The sequence below is a fragment of the Ruegeria sp. AN11 genome (genome assembly GCF_056536005.1).
In genome coordinates, this window is record NZ_JBQFJD010000002.1 from 235685 (window position 1) to 258967 (window position 23283).

Here is a 23283-nt window from a genome sequence, read left to right on the forward strand (position 1 = left end):
GGGTCGGGTTTTGCTCAGGATTTGATCACTTACTGTGCGGCCATGATTTCGGTCACGGTCCGTGCAAAGGGTTTCTGGCCATTGCCGAGATCGCGCAACTGCTCGTACTTGGTAAGGTCTGCAGGCGACATCCCCATGTTCGGGAAGGTTTCGATCAAGGACGGGTCCAGCGCCTCCATCGCAGCCTTGTTCGGCGTTTTGTAAAGGATATTGCTGGCAACCCAGACACCGACGTCCGCGCCCAAGACATAGTTCAAAAAGGCATGCGCCGCGTCTTTGTTTTCAGATGCCTCCGTGATGACTAGCGCATCTACCCACAGATCCGATCCTTCTGATGGTATCGTGTACTTGATGTCCGCGTTTTCACCGATGCCGTAGTTACACCAGCCATCCCAGGCGTGAACCATCGTTGCCTCGCCCGATACCAACTTCAGATAAAAAGTTGCGTCGTCGTAGGCCAGCAAATCCTGCTTCGCCGCAACCAGCAGGTCCTTTGTAGCCGCCAACGTCTCATCCGACGTATCGTTCAGCGACTTTCCGAGAGCTAGCGCAGCAGCCCCCATCAGCCAGCGATCCGTCGAGAGCATTGTCACTTTGCCTTTAAGGTCGTCAGAGGGTTTGAGCAGATCGTTCCACGAAGTTGGCTCTGCCATCAGGTCTGACCGGTAGCATAAGCCCGTCGTGCCCCAAGCGTATGGCATTGAATAGTTGTTGCCCGGATCATGGGCTAGTTCTTTAGCTTCGTCATACAGGTTGGAGGCATTCGGAACCTTGTCGTGGTCGATTGCAGCCACCAGCCCCAGGTTGTTTAACGCCTCGGCAAAAGGCGACGAGACGAAAAGAACGTCGTAGCCCTTGCCTCCACCGGCTACGACCTTGCCCATGATTTCTTCGTTGGTGCCATGCACCGAGAGCTCGGCCTCGATACCGGTTTCCTTGGTGAAATTCTCCAGCAGGTCCGGCGGCATGTAGCCGTCCCAGTTCGAGATCACGATTTTTTCTGCTTGGGCCGCTCCGGCAAAAACGCTGAGTGCGCAGGCCGCCCCGGCGGTGAGCCAAGCAAATGGCAAACGGAACGAATTGGTGAACTTGTTGGTCATGTCTTCCTCCCTTGACATCCGCGCTCGCTTCTGGGGCGAGATATTTGATGCAATCACGGTATTTTTTGATGAAATAAAACTCAACAATTTTTTGAATCACTTTTGTATGGCCCGGCCAAGCCATTTAAGATACCGTTTTTATTGTATATTAATTAGGTATGACGAAAGCCGTCTTCTTATGCCACCAAGCAAACACTTGAAACTTGCTCAAAAAATACTGGATGTTGCGATGGATCTCGATTTGCATCAGGGCGACAGACTGGTGGAAAAAACCCTTGCTGATTCGTGCAGTGTCTCTCGCACTCCGGTTAGATCCGCATTGAGACTGCTGGAAAAGGAGGGGATGGCACGCAAAGCGGCAGAAGGCGGGTTTGTCCTAGAATGCGAACCCGAAAAGGGGCATTCGATACTCAACCAACATGCGATCGGAGCAGGTGTGGATCTCGCTGGTGCCATCCTACGAGATCGCGGTGCCCGACGCCTGGACGGTGCCATAAATGTCACAGACCTGATCCGCAGATATTCGGTTTCCCGCAGCGCTGCACAGCGTGGGCTCGAAGCCCTCCTGGCCCAAGGTGTGATTCAGAAAGCCGAAGGTCAGTCCTGGGTTTTCACGCGCATGCCGGGAGACCGCTCCGGACGAATAGAGAGCTACGAATTTCGTCTGATACTGGAACCGCAGGCCATTCTGTCCGACGGTTTCAAGTTGGACACCAAGCGCGCCGATCTGGTCCGCAGCCAGACCGAAGCGCTTCTGGCGCAGTCGGAAAACTCTTTCAATAGCCAGGATTTCCAAGACGCGGATCTTGCCTTTCACAAGCTCATCGCTCGATCGTCCGGAAACCAGTATCTAGCTTCTGCTCTCATGGCCCATCATGGGTTGCGCCACCTGCCAGGCGGATCATTCGGTATGATCGACTTTCGGATGCGGCAGGCGCTCGATGAACACGTGCGTATACTTGATTTCATCGAACAGGGTCATTTCGATCTTGCGGCGGATCAGATGAGGGTGCATTTGCGGCTTTCAATGCACCAAAGGCCCAGCGTAGCTAATCGTGGTGCTCCGGCGCTAGTCCAAGCAACCCGCGGGTCAATCCGGTGAGTGAATGATGAACCGCAAGGAAGCACCCGTAATCGCGTTTTTCCCCGAAGCTAGTTTTGGGGCTGCACTGAATTGTGTGGGGATCGCTCAGGAACTTCGCGCTATGGGTGCACACCCCGTTTTCCTGACCCACGGCGGCTTTGGTGGCGTATTCGCAGACTACGGTTTTGACGAATTCGCTGTCCCTGTTCAGTCAGAGTTGACAGAAGAAGAAACCCAGACCTACTGGCAGGAATTCCTAAGCCATCATCTGCCGCATTTTAACATGCACCCAACTGACCAACTGGCCACCTATGTAGAGCCGGTTTGGAACGCAATCGTCGAGACAGCGGAAGCGGTCGAACAGGGGTTGGAATCGGCGCTAGAGCGTATCAACCCGGATGTCGTCGTCCTCGACAATGTGATCATGTTCCCTGCCATCGTACGCTCCAAGTGCCCATGGGTCAGGGTCATTTCTTGCGCGGAAACCGAGTTGCCAGACAAGTGCCTACCGCCGTACCTGTCCGGCCTGCCGGCATCTGACGTTGCCGGGTGCGCGACATTCCGCGGCCAGTACCTGGAGACCCTTGGCCCACTTCATGCTCGCTACAACAAATTTCGCCAGGATCGCGGGCTTAAGCTATTGCCTGAAGGTGAGTTCCTGGAAACATCACCACATCAAAACCTTCTTTTGGCGCCGTCTATCATTCGCCATGATCGTGAGCAGGCGCCGGACCCGAGACAATTCACCTTTCTCGAAGGCTGCGTGCGCCAGGAAGGTCCCTATCGTGTACCTCAGATGCCCCGTAACGAAGGGCCTCTGGTGTACGTGAGTTTTGGCAGCCTCGGTGCCATGGATGTCTCATTCTTTGAAAGCCTGTTCGACGTATTCAAGACAATGGACATGCGTTTTCTGATCAATGTCGGCGCCCAGATCGATGCCTATTCCAGAGCGCCAGACAATGTTCACCTGCAGGAATGGTTCCCGCAGCCTTCCGTGGTTGAACAATGCGATCTATTTATTCACCACGGCGGCAACAACAGCTTTTGCGAAGCACTGTATTTCGGGGTTCCGTCGCTGATCCTCCCCTATTGCTGGGACGGACATGACAACGCCCAGCGGGCAGTTGATACCTGTGTCGGTCTCAGGCTAAACCGATGGGATTGGACACCGGATCAGTTGGAGAATGCGATTAACCAACTACTGGGGAACACAGAGATGAAGGCCCGACTGACCGAGAACTCAGAGATCATGCAGTTCAGAAAGTCGGTTCAGTTAGCTGCTCAGAAAATCTTGGATTGTGTAGAACATAACTGAATCTAGTTTAGTCCCGTTGGTCATCCGCTTCGTCAAGACGGATGGAAGGGTACATCGCAACGGCCTCTAAATCACTGAACCTAAAGTATCGGTTTGGACTCGGAGCGGTTGTTCGTTGCGCAGCGCATCAATGACCGAGTTGCGGGACTTTGCGGCCATTCAATATTTTTGCGAACAGCGTCAATTGCCGGAACGGCACGAAAAGCTCGATGGGTCCCGAGGGTCACCACTGCCGTCATACATTGCGACTTCCGGATAGGCGCAAATGGGTCTGGCCCCGGCTGGCTGAGCCTGACCGTCTAGCCAATACGCGATGATCTCGTCAGGTGCTTCACCCGTTTCCGCCCACTTGTCGATCTCGGTAAGGAAATTCACCCACGACGGGCCGGGGCCTCCAAAGCAATGTTCCACTCCGGGCATCATGAACAGGCGAACATCCTCGGCGGCGCTCGGATCATGCGCGATTACGTCGTCGTAGTAGCCAACCATCGCCAGCCCGGATTGCGCGTTGTCGGACCAGCCGGAATACAACAGCATCTTGCCCCCGCGCCCACGAAACTCAGAAAGATCAGGGTTAGTTGCATTCAAGGTTTCCGCTGCTGCTGATGAATCCTTCGCGTAGGTTCTGAAATCGAAATTCTCGTATGTCCAAGTCGGGTCGTGATAGACGAAGCTCTGCATGATCCCGTTGCCAAAGCTGAAGAAGGCGTTCGGCGAGACCGGAGCCTCGAATCCGCCGGATCCGACGCCTTCCTGAAAATCTCCTTCACCTTCCTGATATTTTAGGCCGCCGGTCAGCCAGCGACTCCAGCCGCCTTCGGCAGTCTCACCTCCAAACGGAAACCCGTAATAAAGTTGATTGCCGTCGGTGTCCCTTGGCCCTTCGTAAACGACCTTGAATGCTGCAACTTCCTCGGCGCTCAAGCAGTCTTCGGATTTTTCAGCATCGCATTGGAGGCTGGACAGGTCGAACTTGCACTGGCGCGGGTCATTGAGAATACCGTCTTCGAGTCCATCCAACCCATCGCAAGCGGCCAGATAGGATGTCTCAACCAATTCCTGGGCCTTCGGACCCAGAACCGCTTGTTCCAAGTCCTTGGGATCAGGGTACATCACCTGATTGATGCTGGTCGCCTGCACCGCAATTCCCGTCCAATCAATGGCGTAGGCGCCAGCGGCAACCGCGTCGAAATCCTCGGGATAGCGTAGAGCGGACATGATTGCCTGACCCCCGCCCCGCGAGCAACCTGTGAAGTAGCTGCGGGCAATCGATGTCTCGTAGTGTGAGTTGATAAGGGCTTTGGCTGTGACCGCCGTTCGGTGTACCGCCAGATGCCCGAAGTTGACCAAGGCTTCCAAATCATTGAGGGCCCAGCTGGCGTCTGCTGGGTGGCCCTGATGCCCTGTATCGGTACCAACCGTCGCATAGCCAGATTGAAGTGCTCCGTACAGAAGCGCTGTATTCATCACGGACCCGACAAAACCACCCCCGCCACCCATGACGAATTTGCTGTTCCAATTGTCTGGAAGCAGTAGCTCGAAATGTATCTTGTTACCGATCACACCCTCGACCCTGCAATGCGGCACGGGGTCTGCCAACGGCTCCACCGAAACAAGGCGAAGTTCTGGAAGCGGATCAAAACGCTTTTTCTCGCACTCAGCCTCACTTGCGAGGACTGGAGCTCCCGTCGACACAATCCAGGCGAGAATGAGCGCGCAGGTCCGTTGTATAAAACTGGGACTCGAGAACGGCTGCCAGAGAGATACCAGCATCACATACCTTTTGGAAAATGGTGATTTCTCCGGCACCCTAACACGCGACAGGAACCTAACAACAGACGTAAAGGGTAAGATCAAGGTCCGTTTCGGGCTCGGTGCAGACGTTCGCCTGAATATCGCGAGCGACCGCTACGCGGACTAAGCTGCCCTTAGCTGCGCTGCGGCACGTTTGCTTTGCTTGAACGACTGCTCAGCGGATAACGCGGACACGCCGCGTAAGAAAATATTCGATCGAACAGAGCGCATCGCCGCTAAGATGACAGTTCGGACATATCGTACAATTTTGTGTATGATGCCGCCGAGCCATACGCTCAAACAATTTCGGACAAAATTTAATGTGGAGACGATAGATGCAGCATTTGCATACCAAAGCCCGCAATACTTTTGCCGCCTGTATTAGCTCGTTCTTTGTTTTCGTGCCCGCAGTCTCAGCGGAGGCTAATTTCCAGACGACATGCAACCCAAATGCGGACCAGGCTTTCAACGAAGGTCTGAATCTAATTCACAACATGATGTACATTCAAGCCGAAGAAGCGTTCAACAAAGCAGCGTCTGCGGATCCAACTTGTGCCATTGCACAGTGGGGCATCGCGATGTCGAACTTTCACCCTCTTTGGCCGGGCACTCCCAGTGAAGCCGAAACAGAGAGAGGGTCTGCTGCAGCGGAAAGACTCGCGTCAATGTCCTCCGAAAGCACCGTTGAACAAGCATTGATCGACGCCGCCGTTGCTTTCTACGCCTCAAGCCAGGAAGGCTACCGCGCTCAGCTTAAATCATGGGCGGAGAAACAGGTGGCAGCTGCGGACCAACATGCAGACGACTTGGACGCCGCGGCGTTTGCGGCGCTGGCACGCCTTGCAACGGCGCCGCGAGGGGCCGACGGAATCAAAGTAAAGTCGCAGGTGGGAGATACGCTCGACGCGCTTCATCAAAAGGCACCAAAACATCCTGGCGTCATTCACTACGCGATCCACGCCTATGACAATCCGCCACTAAAGGAGCGAGGCAGGCCGTACGCCGAGATTTACGATAAAACGGCTCCAAGCGCTCCACATGCGCTGCATATGCCCGCTCATATCTTTACACGAACAGGAGAATGGGAAAAATCAATTGATCTGAACAGCCGGTCCGCTGAAGCGGCTCTTGAGCAATCAAAAGACGTGGTACAAAGCCACTATGCGCATGCGATCGACTACATGGTTTACGGCCACCTACAACTTGGGAATACAGACGAAGCTGCAGGGCTGGTCGACGAAATGCTCGCGATTCAAAATCATCAGGCCAGTTTCGGAAGCGCTTATGCTTTAGCGGCTGCACCCGTTCGGCTGCCTCTTGAGCAGGGACAATGGGACGTCGCGGCGGCACTGTCGCCTGAGATGCATCCGGTCATTCCATGGGAGAAATTTCCACAAACTGTAGCCATGCGGTGGTTCGCGATCGGTATCGGCGCGGCCCGTAGCGGTGATGTCGATACAGCGCAGAGCGCGCTTGCCGAGCTCAAGTCTTTGCACGCTGTGATGAAGGAGCGTGGGCAGGGCTATTGGGCGCAGTTGACCGAAGCACAGATCATGTCGGTGGAAGCCTGGATTGAACTGGCGGGTGGGGGCTCTGAGACCGCAGTTGCTAAGCAGGCAGCCGCGGCTGATCTCGAGGATAAGATTGGCAAAAGCCCAGTCACACCCGGCCACGTCCTTCCGGCACGAGAACTTCTCGGGGACATGCTGATGGAGCTTGGAAAACCCAATGAAGCTGCGGTCGCTTATCAGGCGACGCTGGATCTTTCTCCAAACAGAGCAAGAACCCTCGCGGCACTTCAATAAGTGGCAACAACACACTTGGTCGGTGCTTTGTAGTTTTTGCAGTAGCATCGACCGATTTGGGCAAAAGCAGCCGCATAACGATCATGGCCCGAACGACTGCCATGCGGGCTTACCAGACGGTCAACTATCGCGTCGCTTCGAGGATAATTGAAACCACGTCACTTTCAAAAGACGGTAGTCTCGGTTAGCCTAAGCTACGAAACTAGTTTAGTTTGCTGGGTTGACCGGCCTCGCAAGAGCACACTGTGTTTTGAACGTCGGCAACCGGCGGGAGTAGACTCACATGAGCTTCATTTCTATGCGGTCAATCTGCCAAAAACTTGTTCAATGGATGGGCGCGCTGATCGTGGCTTTGCCTAGCGGCGCAGTCGGTCAGTCTGACACAGCAACAATTCCTCGGATCGGTTTGCTAACCTGGTCGGCGTGTGAAGAGGCGTGGCTGTTGAACAGTTCCGGTCCCTTCTTGCGAGGGCTGGACGAGCTTGGACACAAGCCAGGCGAGTCAGTCTTGATTGAGTGTCGGAGTGCAGGCAAAAGTTATGACGGATTATCAGCGGCGGCGGCCGACCTCGCGCAACTCCCATTAGATATAATTGTCGGAGACTCGGAACCGGTGGCCCACGCCGTGCGCGCCGAAACGTCGACGATCCCGATGGTGATGATTATTAGTGGCGATCCGTTGGACAGCGGTCTGGCAAAGAGCCTTGCAAAACCGGGTGGTAACGTAACGGGCGTCACCTACTACGCCACGGAACTCACTGCCAAGCGGCTGGAATTCCTGGCAGAGTTGATTCCAGAACTGAAAAATGTCGGCGTCCTCGCCAATCCGAACGTGGCTTACATGCCTTTTGAAGAGGATGCCAAACGGGCCGCTTCGCGGCTGGGTATCACTGCGACGGTATACCAGGTTCGTGAACCTGAAGATATAATAGAGGCGTTCTCGCAGATGAAGGCCGACGGCGCTCAGGCGGTCTTCGTGCTGCCTGACTTGATGCTCTCTAATCAAGTTACAACGATTGCCGAACTCTCTCTGGATCATGGATTGCCGTCGATGGGATGGGGTGGATGGTTCACGCCAGCAGGCTTTTTGATGGCCTATTCGTCGGATTATTACGCGATGCATCATCGGCTGGCCTTCTACGTTGACCAAATCTTGCGTGGTGCAAATCCGGGTGACTTGCCAATTGAGCAACCAACTACTTTCAGCCTGTCGATCAACATGAAGACGGCAGAGACCCTTGGTTTAGAAGTGCCGCAAGGGTTGTTACTTCTGGCGGACGAGGTGATCGAATGAAGCACAACTGCAGGGCTTTTGCTTCGATTGATGCAGCGTAGCCGTGGAATGTAAGCGCGGAAAACCACGTCGGTCTCTGTTCCGGAAATACTTCTTTGTTTTGTTCGTTGCTGTCAGCGTTCCGCTTCTAGCAACTGGAGTGAGCGACGCATGGTTCGGCTATCGCGACCAACGCGCCATGCTTAACTCACTTTTGCGGACGGAGGCGAATTCTGCGGCCGCCCGGATTGAGGCATTTCTCGAAACTATCGAAAACCAACTCAGTTGGACCGTTCGGCTAAACTGGTCAGCAGAAACTCTCGATCAACACAGATTCGATGCTTTGGGAGTTCTACGCCTGGTTCCAGCTGTCGTGAGCATCACGCTCGTAGATGGCAACGGGGTGGAACAACTATTCGTCTCCCGGATCGAACTGAACAGAATCGCGAGTGGGATTGATCGGTCCCGTGATCCAGCGGTATCTGGAGCGCGATCCGCACAGTTATGGTACGGTCCGGTCATCTATTACCAAGAGTCAGAGCCGCACATGACAATCGGTCTGGCCGGCAATCGTAAGTCCGCCGGCGTCGTGATCGCCGAGATCAATCTAAAACTCATCTGGGATTTAATATCGGCCATTCAAGTGGGAAACAGCGGCCAAGCCTTTATTTTGGATGAAACCTATAAGCTTGTCGCACACCCTGACATCAGTCGTGTTCTGCGCGGCACTGATGATGTGACCTTGCTCGCCATGCGCGATTTGCTACGGAAAATTGATGAGGCGGAAGGAAATGCCGTCGTCGCAAAAGACACGTTCGACGGAACTGTCTTAATTACTATGTCGGCCGTCTCGGGAGCAGGATGGGTGGTTTTCGTCGAGCAACCACTGTCTGAAGCATTTGCACCGATCTATTCTGCCTTGTGGCGTACAGCAGGGCTGCTGCTTGCAGCGGCCGCGTTCTCCGCTTTGATTGCCTATTGGCTCGCTCGGCGCATGGCCGGTCCCATTGGCAAACTAGAAAAAGGCACTGACCACATCGGCGCCGGCGATTTTGGCTACCGCATTGAAATCGCCACGGGCGATGAACTCGAACTGCTCGCGGACCGGTTCAATCTTATGGCCAGTGAACTCGCTGTATCTCAAGAACGATCAGACCGGATCGCTAGGCTGAAGCGCTTCCTCGCGCCGCAAGTCGCCGAGTTAGTTGAAAAGTCAGGAGATGAAAGCGTGCTTGCAGGACAGCGCGCGGAAGTTGTCGTCGTCTTTTGCGACCTTCGCGGCTTTACCGCTTTCTCAGCCGGATCAGAACCTGACGAGATAATGCAGGTGTTATCTGACTACCATGAGACACTCGGCTCCATAATCACACGCTATGAGGCCACGTTGACGAACTTTTCGGGAGACGGGCTGATGATACTTTTAAATGCGCCGGTACGATGTGCAGAGCCAGCAATACGTGCAGTGGACATGGCAATCGACATGCAGACGGAAGTTCAAAGGCTCGTCTCCCAGTGGCGCTCCTGTGGTTATGAACTCGGGTTCGGAGTTGGACTTGCGATCGGCCAGGCAACGGTCGGTCGAATTGGCTATGAGGGACGCGTCGAATACACTGCTATTGGTAACGTCGTGAATTTGGCTTCGAGACTGTGTTCATCTGCTGACAATGATCAAATCCTCCTCGATCCCGTTTTGGCAGAGGCTGCGCGTGAAAAGTTTTCGTTGGTCTCACTCGGTAGCCGGAGATTCAAAGGCTACGAGAAACAACTCGTCGTATTTAGCGTTTCTCACAGTTAGTTTAGCATCCCGTCGGACTAGGAACTGGATTGCCAGACACTGCAATTCGATACTTGCCGCTTGTAGCTCTAGCGGAAGCAATTGGAACCAATTCAATCTGTCCAAATGATTTGTTGGTGGCGGGTTTACACGCATAAAACTGGATCTTCACCGGAAGCTGAAAAACGGCAGGTTTGGGCTCACACCAGTCATTCGACGAGCTCAGACAAACGACCGCAGTGCGGACAAAGCGGATGTACAGCATCACCGAAAGGTTGATGATCTCGAGATTGGTTTTAAGAATTTGAAAGAGGCAGGTCTAGGCATATGCAAAAGCAAGCAAAACTCCTGCCCCGCCCAAGCAAAGTTCTTCTGACAAGACGCTTGAAAGATCTGCGTTTTGTAGCGCCGGATCGCTATTCAGCTCCCCGCCCGCCCAGAACTGATCTCTTCAGATGATCGCCAGCAGAATCTTAGTAAAGACCCGCGACCTTTGCCCTCAGTTTTATCAGTGATGCAACAGTGTCGATTGTGGGTGTTGCGATCCCGGTCAGTTGCCCCAATTCCTGTACTGAAGTGACCAAGGCATCAATTTCCATAGGTCGGTTCAGCTCCAAATCCTGCCACATCGAGGTCTTGTGTGCTCCGACAGCCGCTCCTCCGTCAATGCGCTTTTCGACATCAATCGGGAACCTAACCCCCAGTTTTTCACCGATTTCCTGAGCCTCTAGCATCATTCCACGTGCCACGGAGCGTGAACCTTCATCAGTACACAAGGCATCAAGTGTTGAGTGGGTAAGTGCGGAAATCGGGTTGAACGACAAGTTGCCCCATAGCTTCAGCCAAATTTCATCCCGTATTCTTGGTCTTACGGGCGCGCGCAACCCGGCGGTGGACAATGCAGCCGAAAGGTTGGAGGCACGGTCTGATTTAGTGCCATCGGGCTCACCCAAAGAAAAACGATTGCCTTCGACATGCTTGATCGATCCCGGAGCAATGACTTCCGCGGCCGGATAAACAACACACCCAAGCACACGATCCGGTCCGAAACCGTTCCATTGCGCGTCTCCCGAGTCTACAGATGACAATCTCGTCCCCTCGAAGGGACCGCCCAGCTTGTGGAAATACCACCAGGGTACCCCGTTCACTCCGCTCACTATTGTCGTTTCATCCCCAATCAGTGGCTGGATCGAGTCCACAACTGCTGGAACGGAATGCGCTTTCAGTGTGATAAAGACATAGTCTTGGGCGCCGAGATCGGCGGCATTGTCCGAGGCGCGTATTGGCACGTTGATTGGGTCCTGCCCATCCTCTTGGAGAGTCAGCCCTTTTTCTTGCATTGCAGCCAGATGTGGGCCACGTGCAACGACACTGACGTCGACGTCAGTCTGCGCGAGCTTCGCGGCAACGTAACCTCCGATAGCTCCGGCACCAAAGATGCAAACTTTCATGTGTCTAAGCCCTTGCCAGTCCCAATTTAGCGGCCAGCCCAATCCTTTGTATCTTACCAGTCGCACCTTTTGGTATCTCTTCGAGAATAACCACTGAAGTCGGCACCTTGAATTTTGCGAGCCGTGCGCCAACAAAATCCCGGACGTCCTGACCTGCAATCGTCGCTCCTTCTGAGAGCACCACCGCCGCCGCTATATCTTCGCCCAGTTTCTCGTGGGGAACGGCAAAACAAACCGCCTGAGCAACGTCCGGATGGCTTAGAAGCACGGCGTCAACTTCAAGTGGACTGATTTTTTCTCCACCGCGATTGATAAGCTCCTTAAGGCGTCCAGTCAGTCGCAGATAATCCTCTTCGTCGAACGACCCTTGATCACCGGTGCGAAACCAGAGTTTTCCATCCGCTTCAAAGAAATTATCTGCATTTGCCTGCGGGTTGCTCTCATACCCAGGGGTCACGTTCGGACCGCTGATAACGATTTCTCCGACATCCCGCGAAGCGATCAATACATTTTCCGTTTCGTTTGCAATTCTGACTTCAGGGCCCGCTGCTACTCCGACGTATCCGGGCTTTTGCTTTTGTGGAGGAAGCGGGTTGCAACACATTTGATGCGTGGCCTCAGTCATACCGTAGGCCTCGATGACAGGCGCATTGAATGTCGCCACCAACTCTTCCATGACCGGCGCGGGCAACGACGCGGAAGACGACCGCAAGAAACGCAAGCGCGATTGCTCAATGACTGATTGGTTTCGGGCGGCTCGGGCGAGAATAGCTTGGTGCATTGTCGGAACCGCCGAGTACCATGTCGGATCAACCTCAGCGACCTGTGAAAAAAAGCTAAGAGCGTTGAACCCAGGGGCGCAGCTAATTTGCGATCCGGCGCCTAAAGAAGCCGCGACTGCTGCGATCAACCCATGGATATGGAACAGCGGCATGATGCTTAGACAACGATCATCGATTGTCAGCTTCAAAGACGAAGCCACGTTCCGTGCCGACGAGTAGATATTGGCCTGCGTCAAAGGAACGATCTTGGGGCGCGACGTTGTTCCTGATGTATGGAGTATCAGGGCGACGTCATCTTCACCCGGCGCTGATGTATCAGCCACTCCAATTGGGTCACAGGCCAAAACGGAAAACTGTCCAGCTGGACGAGAACTATCGCTAGAAATCCGCAAGACGGCCACACCCAGTTCAGTCGCCGCTTGCACGGCTGGGCCACTTTCGTTTTCGCTTACTACAAGAGCCTTGGCTTTCAAGTCTTTGAGATAGAATACATATTCTTCGATGGTATAAGAAGGGTTTAAAGGCGCCGTCGTCGCCACTTGGGCGACGGATATGAATGCCGTCGCCATCTCTGGTCCGTTAGGCAACACAATTGCCACCCTGTCGCCGCGCCCTATTCCGATCTGATGCAGATCCTCTTTGACCTTCGCGCAATGCTCGCGCAAACCAAGGTAGCTCAACCAAGGCTGGCCAGGGGCGCCAATGGCATTTGCCGTGTCTGCATGGTGTGCAATCAATTCAGCGACTAAATCGGGCATCTGTTATCCGTTTACACAAGCATCGGTTTCTTTCGCAGTGTTAGGTCGTCGCAGCAGGTTCTAAGTCACGCGTACGTTCAGGCTGCCCAACTTGTCGACGGCCAAGACCATAACATCCCCTCGGTTGACAGGACCAACACCAGAAGGTGTCCCTGAAAGGATAACGTCCCCGGCCGCAAGCTCGAAGTAGTCGCTCAGATACGAGATCATCTCGGGGACTTTCCAAATCATCTGGTTCAAGTCGCCTTCTTGCCGAACTTCACCATTCACCGTCAGAGTAATCGGACCTCCGTCGAGATGCCCGACCTCTGATGCCTTGTGAATTGGTCCGCATGGCGCCGAGCGCTCAAACGCTTTCCCAATTTCCCACGGGCGACCCATCTTTTTCATCTGCCCTTGCAGGTCGCGACGGGTCATATCAAGCGAAAGGCCGTACCCAAAGACATGATCCAATGCATCGTCCACCGAGATATTCGTGCCGCCGGACTTGAGCGCAACAAGCATTTCTGCTTCGTGGTGCACGTCGGAACTGTGCGGAGGGTACGGGAATTCCCCTGAAGGGTCCAAATTGTTTGGGTTCTTTTGAAAGAAAAATGGAGGTTCCCGGTTCGGGTCATGGCCCATTTCAATTGCATGCGCCGCGTAGTTTCGCCCAATGCAGTAGACACGCCGGAGCGGGAACGTGCCGCCCCCCGATACGGGTATGACATGCACCTGCGGCGCGGGAATTACATGATCGGACATCGCTTTCCTCCTGAACGCTTGACTGCCAAAGATCGGATTTCCGAACGGTCAGATACCTTCCAATCGATGCCACGCCACATTCAAACGGACGCGGCGGCTTACCAAGTCATCGCCAAAATTCAGGCTGTTTTGCAAGACCAACGGCTACAATCTGCCCCGACCATTTCCCGAATTGGTTGGGCGCCAGCGCTACTTCAGCTGTCGGACTGGATGCTCGTAGGCAGCACCCGCGAATAAACCGATTTCAGGTGATCCACCATGGCACTGGCCGCAAGCTCACAGTCGCCTTTTGCTATGGCAGACACGATCACATCATGTTCGCTAAAGCTGGAATAGTCTTCTGCGGGCTTTAAAGTTTCGCGTGGCTGCCCCCAAACAATCGATCTTCGAACCGAATTCAAAGTCTCAAAGAAGTATAAAAAGAGCTGGTTACGAGTGGAGCGGGCTATAGCGTAATGCAAATTATTGTCCCAAGCTTCGTACGTGCGCCAATCCTCTGCGGTACGACATTTGTCCGCGCATAGCCTCATTTGCTCACGATCGGAACGTGTGGAATGGAGCGCTGCGAGGCGGCTAAGCTGCGGCTCGATCGTAAATCTAACGGATACAACCTGTTCAGGTTTAATTTGGTTGCCCAAATAAGTTACATCGGTGAGGTTGAGAACCGGCCTGGATCCAACAAATGTTCCCCGCCCCACATGACGCCAGATTAGCCCCTGGGCCTCAAGCTCTGCCAACGCTCTTCGCAACTGATTGCGAGTGGTCCCAAGTTTTGAACACAGCTCACGTTCAGGTGGGAGCCTGTCGTTATGCCTATATCCGGCATTGTTAATCAGGTCGCGTACGCGGTGCGCGAGTTCGGTTGGTGCACTCATATCTCCACCCAATTTGGCGATTGGTTGATTGATTGAAACGCCAAGTCGGAAAAAACTCAAGGGCAAGAGGAAAGCAAGAAACGAGTCGCCGGACAGGATCCGTGACCACGTCTTGACACAAGCACGAGGGAGGAGTGCCGAGTGCGGTTAGCAACTGTTTCCGTAGAGGGCCACGCCGTTTGCGTGGCAATACTAAACGATGGCGGCAAGTTGGACGTTTTGCGCGCAGCGCAAGTGCTTGGCGAAGCGCTGGACGCAGGTTCAATGCAGCATCTGATCGCAGGCGGAAAAGAAACACTTGGCGTTTTGAAAACCCTCGTTTCATCGGCCGAAACGGGTAATCTAAACGACGCACTGGTCCCGGATGACGTGCCGTTTCTGGCACCAATTCCTTCCCCGCGTAAGAACGTTTTCTGTGTCGGGCGCAATTATGCTGAACACATCGCCGAGGGCGAACGTGCCCAAAACCAAAAAATTGGCGTAACAGAGCATCCGGTCTTCTTCACAAAACCGCCGACATCGATTGTGGCGCCAGAGGCAGACATTCTGATATTCCCCTCAGTCTCACAAGCCATTGACTATGAAGTTGAACTGGCAGTTGTGATTGGAAAACCGGGGCGAAACATAGCCAAGGCTGACGCATACGAGCATGTATACGGCTATACGATTCTCAATGACATCACCGCACGCGACATTCAACGCCGACATGGTGGGCAGTATTTCAAAGGCAAAGGTTTAGATGGGTCTTGCCCATTGGGCCCCTTCATAGTGACCGCTGATACAATCAGCGATCCGCACGCTCTATCAATCGGATTAACAGTCAACGGCGAACAGCGCCAAAACGGATCGACGTCGGACATGATTTTCGACATTCCAACGCTGATCGCATCCCTTTCAGAAGGTATGACCCTGGAACCTGGCGACGTAATCGCGACCGGCACACCGTCTGGTGTCGGATACGCCATGGACCCACCACAGTTCCTGAAAGACGGGGACACTGTGGTTTGTGAAATTTCAGAAATCGGCACGCTCAGGAATACCGTGCGCGTCGTTTAAGTGGCTCCTGCATAGCTGAATCTGCGGGTTGCCAACCATGCAAGGGAGGAAGACTAAAATGATGAACAGAAGGACTTTCACAGCGTCCTTGCTTTCGGCGGTTCCGGTAGCAGGAGCACTAGGAACACAGGGCTTTGCGCAGGACTTGCGTAAAATTACCTTCGTGCAGCCAAGCCCTTCGGCAATCAATTCATTTCCGGTTTTTGTCGCCATCGGCGAAGGTTATTTCGCTGATGAAGGGTTGGATGTGACCGTCGAGGCGATCAACGGCTCAGGAGCCGTGCTTCAAGCATTGTCCGCCGGGCAGGCTCACTTCGGTCGCCCCGGTCCTGGCCCCTTAATTGCCGCACGGTCGCGGGATGTAGATGCCGTACACATCTACAACGTTGCGGCACGCAGCAACTTTGGCATAGCCGTGCCAGAAGACTCTGACATCCAAAGTGTTGAAGAGCTTCGAGGTAAAGTTATCGGAACAGGCACGGCCGATGGCGCAGAAGTCGGCTTTGCACGTAACGTGATGACCGGAGCAGGCATGAAAGAGGGTGAAGACTTTACCTTCCTTACCGTCGGCGACGGTGGCCCGGCGACCGCGGCTTTCCTAAACGGCGAAATCGACGCTTACTCTGCTTCGACGGCTGACACGGCAATTCTGAACCAGCGCGGAATGGCGGTGCGTGACATCACGCCTGCGGAGTTCGGGCGTTTCTTCGGTAACGGCATCGCCACAATGGCTGACACAATCGCCAACGACCGTGAATTGGTCGAAGCTTGGAGCCGCGCGTTCGCACGTGGTCATGCATTTGCACTGGATGATGCCAACCGTGAAGCTGTTTTGAAGCATTTGGCGGATGGCAACCCGCAGGAAGGCGAGGACAAGGAGTTCCAGTCAGCACTTTTCGATGCCGTACGCTCGAAAACTATCGCGGCGGATCCGAGCAATGGCCTGGGATGGTACCCCGCCGAAGTTTGGCAGGAATGGCAAGACGCACTTGTTGCAGGGGGCGAAATCCCAGGGCCGTTGGATGACCTGAGCGCTGCTTGGACCAACGAGTTTGCTGCCATCGGCAACGCGGCTGTCAGCAAATGAACGCTGTAGTCACACATGAGTTTTCCGGCGCGCCTTTGGGCACGCCGGTCTATGAGTTGACCCATGTAAGCAAGACCTATGCACGCAATCTTGTTGTCGCTCTCGAGGACATCAATCTGACGCTTCGGAAAGGAAGCTTCACATCTGTCATCGGGTCCAGCGGGTGCGGCAAGTCAACTCTACTAAAGATCATGGCGGGTCTGATCCCGCCCACCAAAGGGCGTGTAATCCTTCAGGGGCAACCAGTCACTGGGACCCGCCGGGACATCGGTATGATGTTTCAGCAAGCGACGCTTTTCCCCTGGAAAACAGCGGTGGAAAACATCGTCTTGCCAATTGAGATCCGCGATGGAAAAGCGGCGGCCAAGCAAGCTATGGCCAAGGCGCATGAACTTTTGGACATCGTAGGTTTGCAAGGGTTCGAAAACGTATATCCGAACGAATTGTCAGGCGGTATGGCACAACGCGCTTCGATCTGCCGAATGCTGATCACGGAACCAGCCGTACTATTGATGGACGAACCGTTCAGCGCGCTCGACGAGTTGTCACGCGACATGATGAACATGGAATTGCAGCGGATTTGCAGGGAACAGGATGCGACTGCTTTTCTTGTGACGCACTCAATTCAGGAAGCTGTTATTTTGTCTGACGAAATCGTCGTCTTGAAACCGCGCCCAGGCAGGATTGCTGAAATCGTCGAGGTCGACCTGCCACGCCCACGAACACTCGACATGATGACGACACCCAAATTCGGCGCTATCGTAGACTACATTCGCAGCCTCCTTGATAAGGGAGAAGAAATGTGAGCGAAGTTCAGAATTACTCACCTTCCGTAAAAGACGCTGCCCACTCAGAAGACACTGTATGGGAGCAGAAGGTTCACTTTATCGACTCGGTTCCTCGCTGGCTGGCGATGACCTTTGTCTTCGTGGTTTTTGTCGGAACTTGGCAAATTGTAACCAGCCTTAGGCTGGTCTCTCCGATCATTCTACCGACGCCGATGGAGACCCTCAAAGATATGATCTTCGTGGGGCAAAACCTTTTGACCGGCGGCTACATGCTTGGGGCACTGTGGATTACCATCAAAGAGGTCATCTATGGTTTTACGCTGGCAATCGCGATCGGATTTTCGCTGGGTGTTTTGGTTGGCGAAACAGCCTTTGGCGAGAAGGCAGTAATGCCCTATTTGGTTTCTATCGATACGATGCCGAAAGTCGCGTTCGCTCCTCTTTTTGTGGCTTGGTTGGGTTTCGGCATTGAATCCAAGGTGGCACTTGCGGCCTTTATCGCGACGTTTCCAATCGTGGTTGGGACTGCGGCCGGACTTCACGCCGCCGACGAAAACGCGCGCATGTTGTTCAAGACGATGGGCGCCAGCCGGATGCAGACATTGATCAAGATGAAGCTGCCAACCGGTCTGCCGCAGATATTCACCGGCCTCAAAATCGGAGCAGTTGGTGTTATGGCAGGCGCGATCACAGGAGAGTTCCTGGGGGGCGGTAAGGGATTTGGTGAGTTGATCCGTGTTGCGGCATCGCAGCTCAATACTCCGCGCGTGTTCTCCTTGATCCTGTACCTAAGTCTCGTTGGTCTCGCTGTATTTGCGACGGTGGTTTGGACACAGCGAAAACTGGTGTTCTGGCACAAAGAGCAGGTTGGCAGAGATGACTTCTGAGCCTGTGAAGATAAATTGCCAAGCCTTGCGTGAATTTGTGGCAAGCGCGCTCGTAACGAAAGGTGTGCCAGAAGCCGATGCGGTCAAGGTGGCCTCGCTGATGGTTGAGGCCGACATATTCGGCTACGGCACTCACGGAGTTTTTCGCCTGCGCCAGTACCTTGCCCGATTAGCAGGTGGCGGTTGCAATGCCACGCCCAACGTCACTATTGAACATGAAACCGTCGCAACCGCGTTGATTGACGGCGATGACGGCCTTGGGCATTTGGCTATGTCGGCAGCGCGAGATCTTGCGATAGAAAAGGCGAAAGAGGCAGGTATCGGATGGGTCGGTGTTCGGCGCGGCAATCATGCTGGACCTTTGGCACTTTATGTGCGCCCACAAGCCGAAGCTGGAATGCTTGGCATGGCCGCAGCGGTGGGCAGTGCTAACCACGTTCCGCCCTATGGCGGAAGCGACTTGCTTCTTGGCACCAATCCTATCGCTTTCTCTGCACCTGCCGATGGCCCCGACCCGTTTGTGTTTGATATGGCGACGACAGTTGCCGCGATGGGTAAGATCAAGACCCTGTTGCAGCAAGGCGAACCTATGCCCGAAGGTTGGATGGTTGGGCGTGATGGCAATCCGTTAACGGACCCTGCCCGCAAATCAGAAGGGTTTCTTTTGCCGATCGGAGGTCCGAAGGGTTTCGGCCTTTCCGTGGCCATAGGGTTGATGGCCGGAGTCTTGAACGGCGCTGCCTTCGGCTCTGACGTAGTCAACTTCACATCAGACACAACCTCACCCACAAACACAGGGCAATTCGTAATGGCGCTTGATCCGGCGGCCTTTGGAATGGAAAAAGACTTTGCTTCGAATGCAGCCCGCGTCTTCTCTGAAATGCGCGCATCCGCCCCCCTGCCCGGTCATGACCCGGTACGCCTGCCCGGAGACGGAAAAACGGCTGCAGCTGAGGCCCGTCGCAAAGACGGTGTAAGCCTCAACCCCGCTCTTTGCCGAGACCTCAACAATCTCGCCCTGTACTGTGGACTGACTCCCCCGTTTCCTGATGTTAACACTGACTAGCGGCATATCTGAGGGAAGCCGGACTGCACTTTTGACCAGGGTTTAGCGAGGCGTCACTTCTGGCTTCAGCGCTTTTACAAGCGCCGAAAGTTTGTTCATCATGTGAATTTTCATTGCCTTACCAAGCCCATCTGCATCTCGGGCCTTGAGCAACTCCGTCATGGTTTCATGTTCGTCAATTGCCTGTGCCCAACGCTCGTCCGACAAGTTGGCCAAAAAACGTGCACGGCGGGCCCGCGCGGCCAAAAGCTTGTGGTGGTTTTCCAGTATGTCGTTTCGCGCGCCCTTTATAAGTGCCTGATGGATGTCTTGATTGGCTTTAAAGTACGCCTGTCGATCACGCGCTTCGTACGCGCTCAGCATATCCTTGTGGCTACTTTCAATCCGTTGAATTTCCGCAACGTCCATTTGCTGACACGCTAGTTCCCCCGCCAGTTGCTCAAGCGCTGCGAGCACTGGAAACGTGTTTTCCAATTCTTCCCTCGTAACACTCGCGACACGGGCACCCCGGTTGGCTTGAAGCACCACAAAGCCTTCGGATGCAAGAACCTTTAGGGCCTCTCGCAATGGTGTCCGGGAAACACCCAATGAGTCGCAAAGCTGTTTCTCGGGCACTTTCTCACCCGGCTTCAAAACGTCTTCGACGACAAGATTGCGCAAGCGTTCGACCAACTCTTCATGTAGGGTCGGGCGATTAATGCTATCCGTCAGGTTCATATCCACATCCTAATATTCAAGGACCATATCCAGCAGGCGCGCGACGTGCATCGCTTGGCGCTGCGTACCTTCGGCGATTTGGTGGCGGCATGATGTTCCATCCGCCACAACAATTGCATCCGCAGGCGCCGCCTCCAATGCTGGAAACAGGTCGAGTTCCGCCATCTTGATCGAGACATCAATAGTGCCGGGCGCGTATCCAAACGCCCCGGCCATACCACAACAACTGCTTTCGATCATGTGAACCTGTGATGCGGGAATACGCTTAAGTAAGTTGAGCATCGGTGTAACGACATCGTGTGCTTTCTGGTGGCAATGACCATGCACATAAATGGGGCGATCTACCGATTTGAGAGGCAGATCCGGCTGTTTGGCCAGAAACTCCTCAAAGGTATGAGAGGCTTTGGATAGCAACTCCGCATCCCGCCCCGGACAAAGAGCCAAAAATTCGTCCCGGAATGTGAGGATAGAAGAAGGTTCGAGACCGACTACCGGTATGCCCTGTGCAGCTGCTTCTCGCGTCGCGTCAATCACACGCTGTGCCTCGTGACGCGCCTCTTCCACGCAACCCTCGGCCAAAAGAGTGCGCCCGCAATCCAGCGGCCTTCCTGTTTGGTCATCTCTTGCTATGGCAACCCGAAGCCCTAGCGCACGCAGAACCCGGACAGCGGCGCGCAGATTGTCTGGCTCGAAATATCGGTTGAACACATCGGCAAACAGAAGCACCTGCGGATCTGTGTCTTGGGCCTCGACATCCCGGAACGGGTCGGAGGACCACACTGGCAGGTCACGTCGCGCCGAAATTCCAGTTGGTTTCTCCAACAGCGTACGCAAGGGCCCAATTTTGTTCCGAGCATTCAATAACCACGCGAATTTTGCAGCTTTTGGCGCATATCTCGGCAGATAAGCTATTAATTTATCAGCCAATGTCAGCCCGTCTTTTTTGCGCTTTGCTGAAAGTACTTCGATCTTCATGCGGGCCATATCGACGCCAGTCGGGCATTCATGCGCACAAGCCTTGCAAGACACGCAGTATTCCATCGTGTCCTGCATTGCGTCTGAAGTTAAACCACCCGGCAACTGCCCGCTGATGGCAAAACGCAACGTGTTTGCCCGCCCACGTGTGGCATCACGCTCGTTTCTCGTCGCACGGAAGGAAGGACACATTACTCCGCCCTTGAGCTTGCGACACGCACCGTTGTTGTTGCACATCTCGACGGCACCCTGAAATCCTCCTCCGGCACCCGGCCAAGCGGACCAGTCCAGCGCCGTTTCGAATTCAGGAACTGAGTAGTCCGGGCTGTAGCGGAATAGGCGGCGATCATCCATGGCAGGCGCGTGCACGATTTTGCCGGGGTTCATTAGCCCGGCAGGGTCAAACCGGGCCTTAACCTGTTCAAACGCGGAAAAGATGCGAGGGCCGAACATCTTTTCATGAAACTCTGATCGCACGATCCCATCACCGTGTTCGCCTGAATGAGACCCTTTGTATCTCTTGACTAGATCAAAGGTCTCTTCGGCAATCGCCCTCATTGTCCGGACGTCTTTGTCCTGCCGCATGTTCAGGACAGGACGAACATGGAGACACCCGACTGAGGCATGCGCGTACCATGTCCCTTTTGTGCCGTGCCGGGTAAAAATTTCGGTCAGGCCAGCGGTATAATCGGCGAGATCAGGCAACGGGACGGCGCAATCTTCCACAAAAGAGATCGGCTTGCCGGCCTCTTTCATCGACATCATAACGTTCAACCCGGATTTTCGGTATTCGGCGATCGAGTTTTGCAGTTTGGTATCAGTAACTGATACAACCCCTCCCCAACGGTTTTCAGTCCCACTGAAATCAAACCCGAGATCTCCCATCAGTTGCGATAGCTCGACCAGCTTTGCAGCATTGGCGTCAGCGCTACCCTCAGCAAATTCCACTAACAACAACGCTTCAGGGCTGCCTTCTACAAACGCCTCAATCGTACTGCGGAACAATGGGATATCTCTCCCCAACGCAATCATGGTGTCGTCGATCAATTCTACCGCCTGCGGCTTGAGCGTCACGAGGTGCTGTGTTGCCTCCATCGCAGCACGGAACGTCGGGAAATGACACACGCCGACAACTTTCTCGCCCGGCAAGTGAGCAAGGTTCAGTTCCAATTCAGCGAAATAGGCCAGAGTGCCTTCTGACCCCACTAGCAAATGAGACATGTTGACGTCGTTGCCGACAAGCGCATCGATGTTATACCCGCCCACACGACGCTGGAGATTGGGAAACCGGGCGTCAATTTCCGCAGCCTCGCGACGCCCCAGAGCACGCATGTCCCCAACAAGATCGGCATAATCGCCAGATGCCGTCGTATCGGCGCTGAACCGTGCTTCCATACCATCGCTGAGGATTGCACTTATTGCACGGACGTTATCGCGCATGATCCCGTAGCGCAGGGATTTTCCACCAGAAGAGTTGTTGGCGGCCATTCCTCCAAGCGTGCAACGCGACGCGGTCGAGGGGTCTACGGGAAACCATAAGCCATATTGCTTTAGTGACTGGTTCAACTGATCCAGAACAACGCCGGGCTGAACACGCGCGACACGGTTCTCAACGTCCACGTCAAGAACACGATTCAAGTGCTTGGTGTTGTCTAAGACAACGCTTTGATTGACCGTTTGCCCACATTGCGATGTGCCGCCGCCGCGCGGAAGAACGGAGCATCCTTCGTCGCGCGCTACAGACATCACGGCCTGCACGTCCTCTTTGTTTCGGGGAATGACCACGGCGTCCGGCATCATCTGATAGATCGAAGCGTCAGTCGAGTATCGTGCACGTGATGCCGGGTCAGCCATCACCTCGCCTTGGACGTCAGACATCAGTCGGCGATGCAACGATCCATTCTCAAGCATCGGGTTCGCCTTCCCTTCCCAATTAGCCAATTAGAAGCTTC

The 23283-nt window shown here is 54.4% G+C and carries 18 protein-coding genes; 10 read left to right on the top strand and 8 right to left on the bottom strand.

The features are described from left to right. Positions 1 to 29: 29 nt before the first annotated feature. Positions 30 to 1100, bottom strand: coding sequence for a polyamine ABC transporter substrate-binding protein (locus ACR3EQ_RS21025; RefSeq protein ID WP_170617407.1), 1071 nt, complete (start codon positions 1098 to 1100; stop codon positions 30 to 32). On the opposite strand from ACR3EQ_RS21025, the gene ACR3EQ_RS21030 reads away from it, so the two are divergent. Both ACR3EQ_RS21030 and ACR3EQ_RS21035 read left to right on the top strand, forming a co-directional pair. Then, entirely contained in the window at positions 1084 to 2202 is a 1119-nt protein-coding gene (locus tag ACR3EQ_RS21030) for an FCD domain-containing protein (protein ID WP_170617405.1), read from the top strand. The two genes, ACR3EQ_RS21025 and ACR3EQ_RS21030, sit on opposite strands and share 17 nt — an antisense overlap. 4 nt (positions 2203 to 2206) lie before the next feature. Then, entirely contained in the window at positions 2207 to 3499 is a 1293-nt protein-coding gene (locus tag ACR3EQ_RS21035) for a nucleotide disphospho-sugar-binding domain-containing protein (protein WP_480442337.1), read from the top strand. Between the two features lie 180 nt (positions 3500 to 3679). Here the strand turns inward: ACR3EQ_RS21035 and ACR3EQ_RS21040 are convergent, their stop codons facing one another. Continuing rightward, positions 3680 to 5098 carry a tannase/feruloyl esterase family alpha/beta hydrolase gene (locus ACR3EQ_RS21040; protein ID WP_480491989.1) on the bottom strand — a complete coding sequence of 473 codons (1419 nt, stop codon included), beginning with the start codon at positions 5096 to 5098 and terminating at the stop codon, positions 3680 to 3682. 530 nt (positions 5099 to 5628) lie between these two features. On the opposite strand from ACR3EQ_RS21040, the gene ACR3EQ_RS21045 reads away from it, so the two are divergent. From ACR3EQ_RS21045 to ACR3EQ_RS21055, 3 genes are all read left to right on the top strand, one after another. Next, positions 5629 to 7098, top strand: coding sequence for a tetratricopeptide repeat protein (locus ACR3EQ_RS21045; protein WP_480491991.1), 1470 nt, complete (start codon positions 5629 to 5631; stop codon positions 7096 to 7098). A 283-nt stretch (positions 7099 to 7381) separates the two neighbouring features. Beyond that, a complete protein-coding gene (locus ACR3EQ_RS21050) occupies positions 7382 to 8392 on the top strand; it encodes an ABC transporter substrate-binding protein (RefSeq protein ID WP_480491993.1) in 1011 nt (336 codons plus the stop codon). A 178-nt stretch (positions 8393 to 8570) separates the two neighbouring features. Next, positions 8571 to 10166, top strand: a complete 1596-nt coding sequence (locus ACR3EQ_RS21055; protein ID WP_480492406.1) for a cache domain-containing protein — start codon at positions 8571 to 8573, stop codon at positions 10164 to 10166. Positions 10167 to 10618: 452 nt separating this feature from the next. On the opposite strand, the gene ACR3EQ_RS21060 is transcribed toward ACR3EQ_RS21055, so the two are convergent. The 4 genes from ACR3EQ_RS21060 to ACR3EQ_RS21075 all read right to left on the bottom strand — a co-directional run bounded on the left by ACR3EQ_RS21060 (position 10619) and on the right by ACR3EQ_RS21075 (position 14755). After that, positions 10619 to 11596, bottom strand: coding sequence for a 2-dehydropantoate 2-reductase (locus ACR3EQ_RS21060; protein ID WP_170611056.1), 978 nt, complete (start codon positions 11594 to 11596; stop codon positions 10619 to 10621). A 4-nt stretch (positions 11597 to 11600) separates the two neighbouring features. Continuing rightward, positions 11601 to 13136, bottom strand: coding sequence for an acyl--CoA ligase (locus ACR3EQ_RS21065; protein ID WP_480491995.1), 1536 nt, complete (start codon positions 13134 to 13136; stop codon positions 11601 to 11603). A gap of 60 nt (positions 13137 to 13196) precedes the next feature. Beyond that, the gene (locus ACR3EQ_RS21070) at positions 13197 to 13880 is read right to left on the bottom strand and encodes a fumarylacetoacetate hydrolase family protein (RefSeq protein ID WP_170611062.1); all 684 of its coding nucleotides are present in this window, start codon (positions 13878 to 13880) and stop codon (positions 13197 to 13199) included. 194 nt (positions 13881 to 14074) lie between these two features. Then, on the bottom strand, positions 14075 to 14755 hold the full coding sequence (locus ACR3EQ_RS21075; protein WP_170611065.1) for a FadR/GntR family transcriptional regulator: 681 nt from the start codon (positions 14753 to 14755) through the stop codon (positions 14075 to 14077). A gap of 141 nt (positions 14756 to 14896) precedes the next feature. Here ACR3EQ_RS21075 and ACR3EQ_RS21080 point away from each other — a divergent pair, with 141 nt between their 5' ends. From ACR3EQ_RS21080 to ACR3EQ_RS21100, 5 genes are read left to right on the top strand one after another with little or no spacing between them, the layout of a single operon-like run. Further along, the gene (locus ACR3EQ_RS21080) at positions 14897 to 15811 is read left to right on the top strand and encodes a fumarylacetoacetate hydrolase family protein (protein WP_480491997.1); all 915 of its coding nucleotides are present in this window, start codon (positions 14897 to 14899) and stop codon (positions 15809 to 15811) included. 58 nt (positions 15812 to 15869) lie between these two features. Further along, the gene (locus ACR3EQ_RS21085; protein WP_170383461.1) at positions 15870 to 16898 is read left to right on the top strand and encodes an ABC transporter substrate-binding protein; all 1029 of its coding nucleotides are present in this window, start codon (positions 15870 to 15872) and stop codon (positions 16896 to 16898) included. After that, a complete protein-coding gene (locus ACR3EQ_RS21090; protein WP_170336353.1) occupies positions 16895 to 17704 on the top strand; it encodes an ABC transporter ATP-binding protein in 810 nt (269 codons plus the stop codon). Before ACR3EQ_RS21085 ends, ACR3EQ_RS21090 begins: the two co-directional genes overlap by 4 nt. Next, positions 17701 to 18573, top strand: a complete 873-nt coding sequence (locus ACR3EQ_RS21095; protein ID WP_170611069.1) for an ABC transporter permease — start codon at positions 17701 to 17703, stop codon at positions 18571 to 18573. Before ACR3EQ_RS21090 ends, ACR3EQ_RS21095 begins: the two co-directional genes overlap by 4 nt. After that, the gene (locus ACR3EQ_RS21100) at positions 18563 to 19639 is read left to right on the top strand and encodes an Ldh family oxidoreductase (protein ID WP_170611072.1); all 1077 of its coding nucleotides are present in this window, start codon (positions 18563 to 18565) and stop codon (positions 19637 to 19639) included. The genes ACR3EQ_RS21095 and ACR3EQ_RS21100 overlap by 11 nt, the downstream gene beginning before the upstream one ends. Before the next feature lie 42 nt (positions 19640 to 19681). Here ACR3EQ_RS21100 and ACR3EQ_RS21105 read toward each other — a convergent pair whose 3' ends face one another. Together ACR3EQ_RS21105 and ACR3EQ_RS21110 are read right to left on the bottom strand one after the other, a co-directional pair. Further along, the gene (locus tag ACR3EQ_RS21105) at positions 19682 to 20356 is read right to left on the bottom strand and encodes a GntR family transcriptional regulator (protein ID WP_170611075.1); all 675 of its coding nucleotides are present in this window, start codon (positions 20354 to 20356) and stop codon (positions 19682 to 19684) included. 9 nt (positions 20357 to 20365) lie between these two features. Then, positions 20366 to 23242 carry an FAD-binding and (Fe-S)-binding domain-containing protein gene (locus tag ACR3EQ_RS21110; RefSeq protein ID WP_170815934.1) on the bottom strand — a complete coding sequence of 959 codons (2877 nt, stop codon included), beginning with the start codon at positions 23240 to 23242 and terminating at the stop codon, positions 20366 to 20368. Positions 23243 to 23283: the final 41 nt, after the last annotated feature.